Below are 15,684 nucleotides of genomic sequence, written 5' to 3'. Positions count from 1 at the left end.
TTTAATGTTGGTTCAGCTTTATTTCTTTTCGTAATTTTCTGTCAGTAAACGGACTTCAATGACTTTAACAGTCATGAGTTTTTCATCTGCAAGGAATTTTACACTAAGATTTTCTTCATTCTTTTCTGAATCCGGAATCGGAACAATCAGATATTGGGGTAAACTTCCGGACTTTCCTTCCAGATTTTGAGCCATGATTTTTTTTCCGTTGATCTCAATATTCAGCGTGCGGTTGGCATTCGCATCAAAATAAAGCAGGTAAAGGTATGAAGCATTTTTTCCGTTATTTTTCATCTGGTAACTGAACCAGCCTTTGGCATCACGGAAATGTCTGTCTTCCATATATCCTGTGCCAGAGTCTTTGCTTTCTATAAAATGATCTGATTCCGGCTGCTGTTCACCTAACTGGATCTTATCTGCGGTGATCATGTCCAGCTTTCTGGTTTCCGTTTCTTCTTTTGCCTTCTGCTTCAATGTATTTTCTATTTCGTTTTTGTCAGCCTGAGGCCAGTACAGAATATATCTTTCTGCCTGAATATTGTAAAACGGCACAAGATTTAGTCCTTCCCCGAATTTTTCAGACGGATAAAGACCCTTAACGGCAAAGTTGAGCGGTTTATTGTTCAAAGGCGTAACATGGCTGACCACCTCGGAAGGGCTTCCAAGGATAACGGGAATTTCGTTTAAAGGGATTTGCGGACCGTGAGCAATATGGCCGCCTCTGCTATCGTCCGCAAGAAGTCCCTGTTGGTTTTCGGTACCGTATTTTGCGGCAAGCACTACAGGACCGTATTTAAATGCATAATAATTGGAATGGTCAGGAAGTTGTTCTGCAGAAAGATGCATCGGCAGGGTCATTTTCACAACATCTCCTTTTTTCCATTTTTTAGTCAGGGTAAAATAGCCATCGGAACCACGCTGTACTTTTTCCTGTTTTCCGTTGACCAGAATTTTTACTTCCGAAGGTGTCGTCCATTCCGGACATCTTAATTTTACATCAAATTCTGACTTTCCTGCAGCATCAAAAATCAATGTTGTTTCAGGAGCTTCCGGGAAATTATTGACCTGTCGGAGCACTACTTTCTGCTGTTTCCATGTCAGTGTGGAAGGGATAAACAGGTTCACATATAAATCCTTATCTGACCGGGCATAAATCATTTCCCCATATTTGGCATGGTTTTCCATTCCGGATCCTACACAGCACCAAAAACTGGTCTGAGGCTGTGAATACACACGGTAGTGTCCGGGACGCATTGGCGTAAAGTAGACAAAACCTCCCTGATCATGATTTTCTGTGGAAAGGATATGATTGTATAATGCTTTTTCGTAATAATCTATGTAGTAAGATTCGGGTAGTGTTGCATAAAGCTCTTTGGTCAGCTTCAGCATATTATAGGTATTGCAGGTTTCGGGGCCTTCAATACTTTTTATCATACTGCTGAAATCATTGACAGGATTAAAATGCTCACTGACACTGTTTCCGCCAATAACAGACGATCTTTTCTCGGTAATATTATGCCAGAAAAAATCAGCGGCATTACTCCAGGAGGCATTGTTTTCAAGATCAGCAATGCGCTTGTAGCCGATTACTTTTGGAATCTGTGTATTGGCATGAAGGCCTGTAAGCTTATCTTCTCCTGCTAAAAGAGGGTTAAGGATAGCCTGATGAGAAAAGCGATGGGCCAGTTTCAGATATTTCTGGTCATGAGTGATATCGTAAACATCTGCAAAAACTTCGTTGAGTCCTCCATGTTCACTGCGCAGCATATCCTGTATCTGTTCATCAGAAAGATCCGACACTTCATTCATCATCCAATCTGTGAGTCTGATCAGCATTGTCTTTGCTTTTTCACTTTTTGCATACCAATAGGCATCACGCAATCCTGAGTACAGTTTGTGAATATTATATAAAGGTACCCACCGGTCGTTCAAGCCGAAGCCTGAAGCGCGTATATTTCCCTGTTTTATTTCTTTCCAGATCTTTTTTCCGTCGGGAATTCCTGAAATATATCCGTCCGGAGAGGCTTTCTGGCAACGTTCCAGCTCACTGATCATATAATCAATTCTCTGTTTTATTGCAGAATCCCCTGTCGAAGCATACATCAGGGATAATGCGGAAATATAATGTCCTCCTATGTGGCCGTCCAAACCGGTATTTTCCCAATTAGGATAATTATCAGCCTTTGGTTTCAGCCCCGCTTCTTTAAGGTAAGGAGCCAGCAACCTATCCGGCTCCAAAGCCATGAGATATTGACGGTCTGCCATCATGGCTTTATTGAAAACACTCTCTGACAGCTTAACAGTTCCTAAAGGAAAATAATGAATTTTCTCCTTCACCTGCGCTGAAGTAAATGCAGCAAAACACAATAAAAAAACTGAAAGTTTCGGGGCCATTATAAATGTTAATTCAACATTTCTAAAATAATGGAAAGAATCAATATACGAAACATTTCCCTGGTCTGTTCGATCTATTTTTTCATTTAAAACTTTCCATAAAGCCCTAAAAATAACAAAAAGCATACTACCTTATCATAAAAAATAAGATATTTAATTTAAAGAAAAACAAAACCTTAAGATCATATGATTCCCTGTAAAAATGAATTCAGGATATGTTTTATTCAAAATTTTAATAATACAGCAAATACCTTATCGTATTTTTAACGTTAAGCTGTTTTATCTAATTATTTTTAACTATTAATTTAATTTTAACACAACTTTAACATTCAATTCATACTTGATTAACCTGATTTCAGGGATATTTTCTGGTTTTGATGGATGTTTCACCTCCCAAAATATCCTTTGGCTATAATTTTAATGAAATAAATCATTAAGAATAAAAAGTGTATGAATCACATTTATATAATATCGTATTCATAAAAGCTTTACCTTTGTAGTAAAATATAAAAGATGACTGAGGATTACTCCCAATATCCCAAACACCTTGTTGCCGTTGACTGTATCATTTTCGGTTTTGATGGCGAAAATCTTAAAATCCTTTTGGTAAAAAGAAATTTTGAACCTCAGATGGGCGAATGGTCGCTGATGGGGGGGTTCATCGGAAGTGACGAGACATCAGATGAAGCGGCCAACAGGGTTTTGTATACGCTGACCGGTCTTGAGAACATCTATCTTGAGCAGCTGAAGTGTTATACTGAAATTAACCGTGAGCCAACAGCCAGAATTATGTCTATCTCTTATTACGCACTGATTAATATTGAGAAAGATATTCAGATCAACGAGCAGTACAGTGCAAAATGGGTGGAACTTCAGAAAGCACCCGAGCTTATTTTCGATCATAATAAGATGGTAAAAGATGCTGTGGCCAGACTGAGGAGAAGAGCTTCCACTGGGCCAATAGGATTTGAGCTTCTTCCTGAAAAATTTACCATGAAGGATCTTCAGAATCTTTATGAAGCTATTTTTGACGAAAAGTTTGACAAACGGAACTTTACCAGCAAGATCAACAGTATGGATATCCTTGTCAATACTAATAAAAAGGATATGAGTTCCTCCAGAAAAGGCTCTTTTCTTTACCGGTTTGACGAAAAAAAATACAACAAGAAAATCTCAAGGGGATTTATGTTTAAGATATAATAAAAAAACAGGATGCTTAAAAAGCATCCTGTTTTTTTATTATAGGTGAAAAGTCAATTTTGCTTCGCAACTCAATGGTGAATTTTTAAAAGTGACAAGTGAAAACGAATTCACTATTGACCATTCACTTTTACCAGAACCTCACATACAAGGCCGTCAGTAAAAGCAGCGTCATTACGATCAAAACTAAAGTTCTGTTGTCCACTTTAAACATCGTTACATCAATGGCAAAAGCTTTAGGATTTACCTTCGGACCTGCAAGACTGATCAGGATCATCGCGATTATCGTGATAAAGAATGACCATCCCATATTGATCAGGAAAGGAATCTCGGTAATGGTATGCACTACTCCGTTCTCCAGTTTTTCATAAGTGAATGCAGTATACATCCAGGTTTCTTTCCCAAAAATACCTACGGCAAAGCTGTTAAAGAAAATCGCCAGAACAAAGCCCAAGATAACCCCTACCAAAGCAGCCGTTCCCGTTGTTCTTTTCCAGAACATTCCCAAAAGGAACATGGCAAAAACTCCCGGACTGATAAAGCCCGTATATTTCTGGATAAATGTGAAACCTCCTTCACCTCCAATTCCTAAAACGTCCGTCCAGGTAAAGGCCAATGCTGCCATCATTGCGATAATGATAACCCAACGGCCTGTTCTCACCATCTGGATTTCGGTGGCATCTGTTTTAAGGTATTTTTTATAGATATCCAGCGTAAAAATGGTTGAAATACTGTTCACTTTTCCTGCCAGTGAAGCCACAATCGCTGCCGTCAAAGCGGCAATTGCCAATCCTTTAAGTCCTACGGGTAAGAACCCTAATATCGCAGAGTAAGCACCGTCTTTCACCCCGTTGAATCCTGGAAGGTGTCCTTTCGAGTACAATACATAAGCAGCGATTCCCGGAAGCATTACGATCACAGGCATGAATAGCTTCAGAAATCCTGCAAATAAAATTCCTGTTCTTGCCGTCTTCAGATCTGCCCCTAAAGCTCTCTGGGTGATGTACTGATTACAGCCCCAATAATTCAGGTTAACAATCCATTGACCTGCAAAATACATGGCCAGACCTGGTAACACGACATACTTCTGTACATCAAGGTTTTGAGGCATTGCCAAAGTAGTGGTAGTAGTTGTTGGTTTTTGTAGAATCAGCTTAAAGTGCTGGGGAGCCTCATTGATCAGGGTATTAAATCCTGCTAAAGCATTTCCTACAGCCGCTCCGTTGATTCTCTGGTCCACAATCTGCAAAGCCATATACACCGTTGCAAAACCGCCGATAATAAGCACTGCTACCTGTATAACGTCTGTATATCCTATCACTTTCATCCCTCCAAGACCGATCAGAAGAGCCATAAGCAAAAGACCGATCATAATGCCGTGAAGATGTTCTCCTCCCAGTAAAGTATCGATGGCAAGAGCTCCAAGGTAAAGAATGGAAGTAAGATTCACAATAACATACAGAAACAGCCAGAATACGGCCATAATCAGCGAAACAGATTTGTTATACCTTCTTTCCAGAAACTGGGGCATGGTATAGATCTTATTTTTAAGATAGATTGGAATAAACCAGACCGCAATAATGATCAGCGCAAGAGCAGCAATCCATTCGTAAGCGGCAACAGCGATCCCGACAAAGAAACCTTCACCACTCATTCCGATAAACTGTTCCGCAGAAATATTGGAAGCAATTAAGCTGGCTCCAATGGCCCACCAGGTTAAAGATCCTTCTGCCAGGAAATAGTCCTTACTTCCTGTAGATTCAGATTTCTTCTTTTTATAGATCCATAGTCCGTAGGAAGCTACCACTACGAAATAGATCAGGAATATGATAATATCAATAGTTGCTAATTTTCCCATAGCTTAGTTTTTAACGGAGAATTTATAGATGGTTTTCGAGTGATACTTCTGCCCTGGCTTCAGTTCTGTAGAAGGGAAAGAAGGCTGGTTCGGTGAATCCGGAAAATGCTGGGTCTCCAGACAGAACCCTGTTCTGAATTCATTTTTACCGCCAGTTTTGGTATCAAACTTTCCGTCAAGAAAATTTCCGGAATAAAACTGCACACCGGGTTCATCTGTGAAGACTTCCATCAGTCTTCCTGTTCCCTGATGATAAACTTTGGCGATGCTTCTTAATCCTTTTCCATTCAGAATCCAGTTATGGTCATATCCTTTTCCTTTTTTCAACTGATCATCGTCTGCATTGATATCTTTTCCAATCGGCTTAGAAACCGTGAAATCAAAAAGAGTCCCTTTTACCGCTTTCTGCTCACCCGTAGGAATTAAGGTTTCGTTCACCGGAAGAAAATGATCTGCATTAATCTGCAGTTCATGATCAGTAATCGTTTTAGTAAAATTCCCGGACAGGTTAAAATAAGAATGCTGGGTAAGATTTACCACTGTAGGTTTATCGGTCTCAGCCTCGTAAGAAATTTCCAAGGCGTTATCATCTGTAAGTGTGTAAAAAACAGTTGTTGTTAATTTCCCCGGATATCCCTCTTCACCATCTGCACTGGTATAAGATAATTTTAATGTCGGAAATTTTGCATCTTTTACTGCCTCAATATTCCAGAATCTGGTATGAAATCCTTCTTTTCCTCCGTGAAGGCTGTTGGGACCGTCATTTTTATCAATTTCGTATGCTTTACCCTCCAGTGAGAATTTTGCATTAGCAATCCTATTGCCATATCTTCCGATCAAAGCACCGAAATAATAAGGGTTGCCATCGAAATATCCTTCGGGTTTTGTAAAGCCGAGTACCACATCTTCATATTTCCCGTTTCTGTCTGGGGCGGTTAAAGAAGTGATAATTCCACCAAAGTTGATGACTTCAACTTTCATCCCGTTTTTATTGGTCAACGTATATTTTTTAATAGAATCGCCTTTTGGCGTCACTCCATAGTCTGAAGTATGAACATTCTCCATTTTTCCTGAAATATCCTGTTTGTTATTTTCTTTTTTGCAGCCGAAAATAATTAAAAATAATAAAATAAAAATGCCGTTGTATGTTGTTTTTTTCATAATTATTTACATATTTTTTAAAATTAATTAACGATAATACATTTCATTCAAACGAAGTGTATTTTTAAAATCACGCATTCTGGTATCTTCATCAATGACTAATGATTCAATTCCTGCTATCTCAGCAAAATCTTCCAGCTGCTCTGCTGAAATATTTTCACTGTAACATGTATGGTGTGCCCCTCCTGCCAATATCCAGGCTTCTGCTGCCGTATATAAATCAGGAAGAGGTTTCCATAAAACTCTTGCTACCGGAAGTTTTGGCAGCTCTTCTGTAATTTCCAATGCTCTGGTTTTGTTGATCAGCAGTCTGAAATGGTTTCCAAAGTCCATCAGGGCAGCGTTCAGAGAATCAATATTTCCTCTGGAGTTAAAAACGAGACGAACGGGATCTGCTTTTCCTCCGATTCCCAGCGGATGGATCTCACACGAAGGTTTTCCGGCGGCCAGCACAGGGTCTACTTCCAGCATATGGGAGCCTAAAATAGAAGGATTGGAAGGGTCTAAATGATAGGTATAATCTTCCATAAAGGCATTTCCACCTTCAAGGCCCTGCCCCATTGTTTTCATGGCACGTACGAGTGCTGCTGTTTTCCAGTCTCCTTCGCCTGCAAATCCGTATCCTTTCTGCATCAGTCGCTGTACGGCAATTCCCGGCAGTTGCTCCAGCCCGTGAAGGTCTTCAAAGGTATCTGAAAATCCTTTAAATCCTCCGTCTTTTAAAAATTTTTCAAGGCCCAATTCAATTTTTGCGGCGGTGTGCAGCGAACTTCTGTTGGCTCCTCCTTCCAAAAGGGAAGCTGCCATGTGATAAGAAGATTCATATTCTTCCATAAGGCTTTTTATTTCTCCTTCGTTTACAGAATTGATAACGCCTACAAGATCACCGATTCCCCAGGTATTGACTGAAAATCCGAATTGAGTTTCAGCTTCCACTTTATCTCCATCTGTAACGGCTACAAACCGCATATTATCTCCGAAACGAGCAAATTTAGCTCCCTGCCAGTCGTCCCAGCCTGCAGCAACGCGGCTCCAGTCACCGATCTGCTTCTGAACTCTTTCTTCTGACCAGTGCCCTACCACTACTTTTCTGTTCTTTCGGAGTCTGCTTACCATAAAACCAAATTCACGGTCTCCGTGAGCGGCCTGGTTAAGATTCATAAAATCCATATCCATAGTAGACCACGGAATATCTCTGTTGAACTGGGTATGCAGATGCAGAAGAGGCTTCTGTAAAATTTTTAGTCCTCTGATCCACATTTTAGCGGGTGAAAAGGTGTGCATCCACGTGATTACTCCTATACAGTTTTCTGCATGATTAGCGGCTGCAATGGTTTCAAATATCTCTTCGGTAGTTTTTACCGTTGGCTTTACAATGACTTTTACCGGGATAAAAGAAGATTTTTCAAGTTCTGTCACAATTTTCTGTGAGTGGTCTGCCACCTGGGCAAGTGTTTCAGGTCCGTATAAATGCTGACTTCCTGTGATGAACCAGACTTCTTTGGTATTGAGAGGTGTTAACATAATTTTGTTGATCGTTAATAGTTGTTTATTTTGAAGTGTTTAGTGTTTAAATTCCTGTCCGTAATAAGCATTCTTGCCGTGCTTACGTTCATAATGTTTTTTGATGAGTGAGTCTTTCAGACGTTCCGCATCAGGATTGATCTGCCTGGTGAGATAAGCCATTTCGGCAATGGTTTCCAGCACTTTGCTGTTGTAAACAGCCTTCTCTGCATTTTTACCCCAGGTAAACGGACCGTGATTACCGATCAGAACCATTTCTACTTCTTCCGGAGAGAGCTGTTTTTCTTTAAAGCATTCCAGAATCTGTATTCCTGTATTGTATTCGTAGTTTCCTTCAATCAGCTCATCCCGCATAGGTGGAGCGCAAGGAATATCTGTTGTTAAATGGTCTGCATGAGTGGTCCCGAAAACAGGAATATCCATTTGTGCCTGTGCCCAGGCCACGGAATAGATCGCATGAGTATGGGAAATTCCACCGATGTTTTCCCAGTTTTTGTACAGGTAAGCATGGGTCTTGGTATCGGAAGAGGGTCTGAGCCTGCCTTCAATGACGTTGGCATCAAAGTCTAAAATTACCATATCTTCAGGCTTTAAAATTTCATAAGGGACACCGCTTGGTTTAATGGCAAAAATGCCTTTATCACGGTCTACAGCACTTACATTCCCGAAAGTATAGACCACCAGCTTCAGGGCATCCAGCTGCATATTCGCTTCATAACATTCTCTTTGGAGTTCTTTATAGGTATTCATTTTGAGTATCATTCAAAAGGTTAAAATGGAAAATCAGGAGTTCTGAAGTTCTTTCCTGTTGTTTTTCGGTTTGGTATTGTATTCTATAAAATCAGCGAGCTTCTGGTATTGCTGCATTAATTCTCTGTAGTGCTGTACTTCTTCCGCTTTCGGCTGATATTCCGCTTCAAATGCGGAGCCCATTTTCATGCTTGCTTCCTGTACGGTCGGATAAATTCCTGCTGATACAGCTGCATAAACAGCAGCTCCTAACGCAGGAGTCTGGTCCGAAGCGGCAACAACAATCGGCATATCCAGAACATTAGCGAGTGTCTGCATGATAAACGGTGATTTCCTTGCTACTCCTCCAATTCCAATCACTTTATTGATTTTCACACCTTCCTCCTCAAAACGGTCAACGATCTTCTTAGCTCCGAAACAAATAGCATTGACTAAAGCTTTGAAAATATGAGGAGCTTTTGTTCCCAGAGAAAGCTGGCTGATCGCTGCCTTAAGTTCCTGGTCTGCATCCGGTGTTCTTCTTCCGTTTACCCAGTCCAATGCAATCGGAACGGCATCCGAGAGAGGAATTTTTTCTGCTTCAAGGGTTAGTTTTCTGATAAGTACTGCCTCCATTTCATCTGCGAGCTTTGTCTTCTGTTCATCTGAAATATTTTCGGAATGCATCATAACCTGGTGAACCGGCCACATCAGGATATCTTTATACCATGCCAGCACATCTCCAAAGGCTGACTGTCCTGCTTCAAGCCCTATCAGTCCTGGAATTACGGAGCCGTCAACCTGTCCGCAGATTCCTTTAACGGTTGTATTCCCGATAGCTTCCTGTGAGGCAACCATAATATCGCAGGTAGAAGTTCCCATGATCCTGATCAGGGTATTTTCTTCCACCCTGGCTCCTACTGCGCCTGAATGGGCATCAAAAGTTCCTACAGTAATAATGGTTTGGGTGGTAAGACCGGTTTTTGCAGCCCATTCTTCATTCAGGTAGCCGGCAACTTCATCTGAAGTATAGGTTTCCCTGTATAATCTTGCTCTGAGCATTCCCAGAGAAGGGTCAAGCCTGTTGAGGAATTCTTCGGAAGGCAGACCATCCCATGTCTCATGCCACATGGCTTTGTGGCCAGCTGCACAACGGCTTCTTTTAAAGGTAGCCAGGTCTTTATGATCTGATAAAAGGAAAGTCAGATAATCACAGTGCTCCATCCAGCTATAAGCAGCATTTTTTACCCCTGCATCCACTCTGCTGATGTGCAGTATTTTGGCCCAGAACCATTCTGAAGAGTAAATACCGCCTTCATATTTTGTATAATCTTCTCCACCCCAGGTTTTTGCAAGGGTATTGATTTCTTCAGCTTCGCGGATAGCGGTATGGTCTTTCCATAAAACCATCATGGCATTCGGATTCTCTTCAAATCCCGGAACCAGTGCTAAGGCTACTCCATCACTTGTTACTGGTAACGGTGAAGAGCCTGTAGTATCAATGCAGATACTAACGATCTGCTCTGCCGGTATCCCGCTTTCTCTTACAACTTCTGAAATGGTTTTCTCCAGACCTTCAATATGATCTGAAGGATGCTGTCTGAAACTATTGGCTGAGGGATTACAGAATTTACCTTCTTTCCATCTTTGATAATAGCTGACTGAAAAAGTTATTTCAGAACCGTTTTCAGTGTCAATAAGAACGGCCCGTACGGAATCTGTACCGTAGTCCAGCCCGATAACATATTTTTTCATGGTGGTGAAACGTTTTTGATTATTGAGATTTTAAATTCTCCTGATGAGATAAAAACAAATATAAGATTCTATTTTAAATAAATGTAAAAAACACACTTATTTTTCACAAAATACTGTATATCAAATAATTAATTTATTTTCACCTTTAAAACAACTAAAGAATTGGCAGGAATTTCCGTTGAAATTTCCCCATTTTTGGCTTCAAAAATCTCTTCTTTAGGTTTTATGGGTTCAGCATCGAAACTATTTTCAGCAGAAAGCTGTGGTGCGGATAGAAGGATTTTGGTTATTTTCTTACCTGTTTTCAAAGTTCTTGGTTTGATATTTATCGTTTTACCCTGAGTATCAGTATTGACCATTTTTATAATGATCTCATGAGTTTTTGCATCTTTTACTGCTGTAGCGTATAATTTTTCCTGCCCGGATATTGCTTTTCCGTTATGTTCTATTTTTAATACATCCGTTCCTTTATTGTTGGAAAATAATTTCTGAACATAATAATTCGGGGTCGCGTAGGATTTCAGATTATTGAACCAGATGAGATCGGGTGTCCATTGCCAGCCGTCAGCATGGGCAAAAAGCGGTGCGTAGGAAGTCATATAGACCACATCTGCATTTCTTTCAAGACCGGTCATGAAAGCTGCTTCTGAAAGGGCTGTTAACCAGTTATTCTTATTATCAGGCTTTACCACGCCTACAGACTGAGCTGCATATTCCCCGGCAAAAACTTTTGGCCCGGAGCGGTCATACTTATCGTATCTGCCTGCATTTTGCATGAACCATTCGGGAGAATTGTAATAATGTTCATCTACAATCTGCGCATTAAGCTGCTTCAGTTCTTTCCAGCCATACTCGAAGAATTCGCCGTCAGGTGACGGTCCGCTTCCGGAAATGATCTTTATGTCAGGATATTTTGTGTGAATGGCTTTTTCAAATACTTTATAACGTTCAATATAATCCGCTCCCCACTGCTCATTTCCTACTCCGATAAATTTTAAATTAAAAGGCTTTGGATGTCCCATTTCAGCACGGAGTTTACCCCACTTTGTGCCAGAACCTCCGTTGGCAAATTCAATCAGGTCCAGGGCATCCTGAACGTAGGGATCAAGGTCTTCCATTTTCACCAGTTCTGCGGTATTGAACTGGCATGCCATTCCGCAGCTCAGAATAGGAACAGGTTCTGCGCCCAGATCTTCGGAAAGCTGGAAATATTCATAAAATCCTAACCCGAAAGACTGTCCGTAATCCGGTGTAAGACGATGCGGAAATCCTGTACTCCATTTATTGATAAGATATTCGCGGTCTGCTATATTTCCTATTGTTTTTTTCCACTGATAGCGTTCTGCCAAAGTTCTTCCCTCTACAATACAGCCACCCGGAAACCTTAAAAATCCGGGCTGCAGATCATATAATTTCTGAACGAGGTCTTTTCGCAAGCCTCCTTTTCTGTCTTTCCAGGTATCCTGCGGGAAGAGTGAGATCATATCCATGTTCACGATGCCGTTTCCGGTAAATATAATCCGCAGTTTTGCTTTTTCTACAGTTTGTGGTGATTTGAAAACGGCTGTATATTTCTGCCATCCCTTTCCTTTAATGAGTGTGGAGACTGAAGAAATTTCCTTCCCGTTTTCATCAACAAGACTTGCATTTACTGCAGCAATATTACCTGAAACATTTTCCAGATCAAAACTGAAATCATATTGTTCTCCCTGATGAAGGCCTATTCCTCTGAATCCTTCATTTTCCAGAATATAATTTTTATCATTCAGAACGGTAATTCGTGCATAATTTTTATTGGTCTTGGAATGATCCGTATAAATAGTCAGAAACCCGGAATCCAGATTAGGAGAAAGTGTTTTTGTGTTGGGTTGTTTCCATCCTGTGAAAGGCTCGTCAAATTCAAAGCTTCGGTTTTTAATCAGTTCAGCATACAATCCGCCGTCTGCTGCAAAATTGATGTCTTCAAAGAAAATCCCGTACATGGTAGGTTGTATTTTAACAGGTGCAGGAGTTTCTTTCAGATCCAGGTTATAAGTACGAACCGTATTACTCTGAGCCGAAAAAAAAACAGCACTTAGGGAAATCGTGATGGAGAATATTTTATTTTTTGTTGTCATAAATCGTATATTTTGAAAGCTAAAGCATGTCTCAATTTGTCCTGAATCAATTTTTATTTTACTTTTAGCGGAATACTTTTTAACCCCGCATCATCAGAAGTTCCGCCATAAAAAATGGTATAGTCGCCAGGTTTTGAAACCAGATCATCTGCTTTTTCATCGTAGAACGCAAATGAGTCTTTGGAGAGGGTCAGCTGAATATTTTTTGTTTCTTTAGATTTGATTAAAATTCTTTCAAAAGCTCTTAATGTTTTTACAGGTGCCTGGGTATCATTAATTCTTTTGATATAGACCTGGACAACTTCTTCACCATCCCTTTCTGAAATATTGGTTACCGGAATTGTGATCGTCACATTTTCGTTGGTACTGATCGTATTTTTGCTCAGTTTTGAATCTCCGTAAACAAATTTTGAATAGCTCAGGCCATACCCGAAAGGATAAAGAGGTTTTTCCGTCATATAACGGTAGGTTCTCCCCTGCATATCATAATTTTCAAATCCCTCATGCTTGCCTGTCTTTGAAAGAGCGTTATCCAGCTGTTCAAGGTTTTTATAAAAAGTAATGGGTAATTTTCCCGAAGGATTATAATCCCCTGCCAAAACATCTGCTACAGCCGTTCCTCCGGACTGTCCGCCATACCAGGCGTTCAACAGGGCATCATAATTTTTCTCATCCTGTTCCAATCCCAGAGCACTTCCGGTACAAAGAACAAAAACAACAGGTTTTCCGGTTTTTCTAAGCTCCGCCAACAGGTCCCTCTGGACTTTAGGAAGGGCAATCGAAGTTTTGTCACCTCCTTTGAAGCCTTCTGCATTCACCATCATTTCTTCACCTTCCAGACTTGGAGAAAGTCCGCCTGCAAAGACAATGACGTCTGCATTTTTCACCTTTTCCCTCACCGAAGCAAAATTAACAGGGTCTTTTCTGTAGACTTCAAAGCTGATGCTTACATATTTTCCTTTTTGTGTATGACGCAGTTCTATCTGGTATTCTTTTCCTTTTTCCATTTTTACAGGAAACTCTGAAGGATGTCTTGCATCAGGTCCTTTTCTTGTTGCGATTTCTTTTCCGTCCACGAAAAGAGTATAGATATCGGAAGTGGAAGCAGAAAACACGACCTCTCCTGTGTAGGTACTTTTGAAAATCCCTGAAATGATGGCTGAGGTATTTTCTCTTCCTACATTGGGTGCAAGCTGGGTTCCTCCAAAGCTGTTATAGCTGATGGCAGTAGAATTTACGGAAGTATTGGCCGGCTGCCCTTTGAATTCATTATTATTGAAAAACTCTACTTTCATTCCTTTTGCGCCGTTTTTCTGACTGATAAAATTCTGGTATAATGACGTTCTGGAAGAAGGATCTGTTACTTCGCTTCCTTTTTCGTAGATAATTTCAGCATTCGGGAATTTGGTTTTGATTCCTTCTAAAATCGTTACAATGGAAGAAGGCGTTCCGTTATAGTTTCCCAGCTGCATCAATCCGTCATCAGCATTTGGTCCTACAACGGCAATTTTTTTAATACTTCTGCTGAGAGGCAGAATATTCTTTTCGTTTTTCATCAGCACTATTGATTTTTGTGCCATTTTCAGTGCCTGCTTTTTATGATCTTCAGAATCGACTACAGAATAAGGAATGGTATTCCAGTGAACGGAAGATTTCGGATCAAGCATTCCCAGCTCAAACCACCCTTTCAGGATTCTGCGCATCGACTCATCAATATCTTTTTCGGTAATCAGTCCGCTTGCCAGAGATTTATTCAGATTGTTATAGGTATCTCCGCATTCCAGATCCGTGGAATGTTTCAGGGCATCTGCTGCGGTTGTTTTTTCGTCAGGATGAGTGCCATGGTATTTTTTCTGAAAAAAATCGGCCAGTGCCCAGCAGTCTGAGACCACCATTCCGTCATACTTCCATTTTCCACGGAGAATTTCAGTAAGTAAAGTATTGTTTGCACAACATGGCTGCCCGTCAAAAGCATTGTAGGCACACATTACTTCTCTTACATTCCCTTCCTGAACCAATGCTTTGAAAGCGGGAAGGTACGTCTCATACAGATCTCTTTTTGATATTTCTGCGTTATAAGAGTGGCGGTTCCATTCCGGTCCGCTGTGTACTGCAAAATGTTTGGCACAGGCGTGGGTTTTAAAAAATTTCGGATCGTTTCCCTGCAGGCCTTTTACTGCTGCAACGCCCAGAACAGAGGTCAGATAAGGGTCTTCACCATAGGTTTCCTGGCCTCTTCCCCATCTTGGGTCACGAAAAATATTGATATTGGGTGTCCAGAAGGTCAGTCCTTCGTACCGCCCTGTTTTCAGAGCCTCATCAAAAGATCTGTTGTATTTTGCCCGTGCTTCATCAGAAATCATTTCAAAAGTTTTAAAATGCTCCGGAACATCCCATGTGGCCGCCATCCCGATTGCCTGAGGAAAAACAGTGGCTGTACCTGCTCTTGCTACCCCGTGAAGTGCTTCATTCCACCATCCGTAGGCAGGAATTTCCAGACGGGGAACTGCCTGGGAATTATCCATCATCATTCCTATCTTTTCTTCTGTGGTCAATAAAGAAAGAAGGTTCTCTATTCTTTCATTAACCGGAAGCTCCGGGTTTCTGAATGGATATTTATAATGGCTCTGGGCAATAAATAAAGGTGCTGTCAGTGTTGCACATAGGATTAATACAATTCTTTTCATAGGTAGTACGGTTTCAATAAAGTCCGGAAAATGACTGTTGATTTTGTGATTAATCATTTTCAAACCACTTATTTCACAGATTTTCACGGATAATTATGTTTTCATTCTTATTTTATACAAATTTCCGGCATCATTGAGCAGCAATGACTAAAAAACAAATATAACGTTCTATTTTAAATAAATGTAAATAACACACTTAAATTAGTGATAAATCCCACTTACTTTTCGTTTTCATCCATTAAGTTGTAAAAAATAAAGC

Annotated in this window: 9 protein-coding genes; 1 reads left to right on the top strand and 8 read right to left on the bottom strand. The window is 40.5% G+C overall.

Annotation, left to right across the window (positions count from 1 at the left end; all coding sequences use genetic code 11):
• Positions 1-18: 18 nt before the first annotated feature.
• A complete protein-coding gene (locus AC3FI7_RS02850) occupies positions 19-2,394 on the bottom strand; it encodes a beta-L-arabinofuranosidase domain-containing protein (RefSeq protein WP_491461343.1) in 2,376 nt (791 codons plus the stop codon).
• Positions 2,395-2,907: 513 nt separating this feature from the next.
• On the opposite strand from AC3FI7_RS02850, the gene AC3FI7_RS02845 reads away from it, so the two are divergent.
• Positions 2,908-3,594, top strand: a complete 687-nt coding sequence (locus AC3FI7_RS02845; protein ID WP_142722555.1) for an NUDIX hydrolase — start codon at positions 2,908-2,910, stop codon at positions 3,592-3,594.
• Positions 3,595-3,724: 130 nt separating this feature from the next.
• On the opposite strand, the gene AC3FI7_RS02840 is transcribed toward AC3FI7_RS02845, so the two are convergent.
• The 7 genes from AC3FI7_RS02840 to AC3FI7_RS02810 form a co-directional block, all read right to left on the bottom strand.
• Positions 3,725-5,452, bottom strand: a complete 1,728-nt coding sequence (locus AC3FI7_RS02840) for a sodium:solute symporter family transporter (protein WP_142722554.1) — start codon at positions 5,450-5,452, stop codon at positions 3,725-3,727.
• 3 nt (positions 5,453-5,455) lie between these two features.
• Positions 5,456-6,613, bottom strand: a complete 1,158-nt coding sequence (locus AC3FI7_RS02835) for an aldose epimerase family protein (RefSeq protein ID WP_491461342.1) — start codon at positions 6,611-6,613, stop codon at positions 5,456-5,458.
• Between the two features lie 27 nt (positions 6,614-6,640).
• The gene (araA, locus tag AC3FI7_RS02830; protein WP_491461341.1) at positions 6,641-8,137 is read right to left on the bottom strand and encodes an L-arabinose isomerase; all 1,497 of its coding nucleotides are present in this window, start codon (positions 8,135-8,137) and stop codon (positions 6,641-6,643) included.
• 39 nt (positions 8,138-8,176) lie between these two features.
• Positions 8,177-8,887 carry an L-ribulose-5-phosphate 4-epimerase gene (locus AC3FI7_RS02825; protein ID WP_142722689.1) on the bottom strand — a complete coding sequence of 237 codons (711 nt, stop codon included), beginning with the start codon at positions 8,885-8,887 and terminating at the stop codon, positions 8,177-8,179.
• A 33-nt stretch (positions 8,888-8,920) separates the two neighbouring features.
• Positions 8,921-10,621 carry a ribulokinase gene (locus tag AC3FI7_RS02820; protein WP_491461340.1) on the bottom strand — a complete coding sequence of 567 codons (1,701 nt, stop codon included), beginning with the start codon at positions 10,619-10,621 and terminating at the stop codon, positions 8,921-8,923.
• 128 nt (positions 10,622-10,749) lie between these two features.
• Positions 10,750-12,738 carry an alpha-L-arabinofuranosidase family protein gene (locus AC3FI7_RS02815; protein WP_491461339.1) on the bottom strand — a complete coding sequence of 663 codons (1,989 nt, stop codon included), beginning with the start codon at positions 12,736-12,738 and terminating at the stop codon, positions 10,750-10,752.
• Between the two features lie 53 nt (positions 12,739-12,791).
• On the bottom strand, positions 12,792-15,425 hold the full coding sequence (locus tag AC3FI7_RS02810) for a glycoside hydrolase family 3 C-terminal domain-containing protein (RefSeq protein WP_491461338.1): 2,634 nt from the start codon (positions 15,423-15,425) through the stop codon (positions 12,792-12,794).
• Between the last annotated feature and the right edge of the window lie 259 nt (positions 15,426-15,684).

The organism is Chryseobacterium sp. TQ-BC-N36 (genome assembly GCF_058382295.1).
This window is presented reverse-complemented; position numbering and strand designations above follow the sequence as displayed.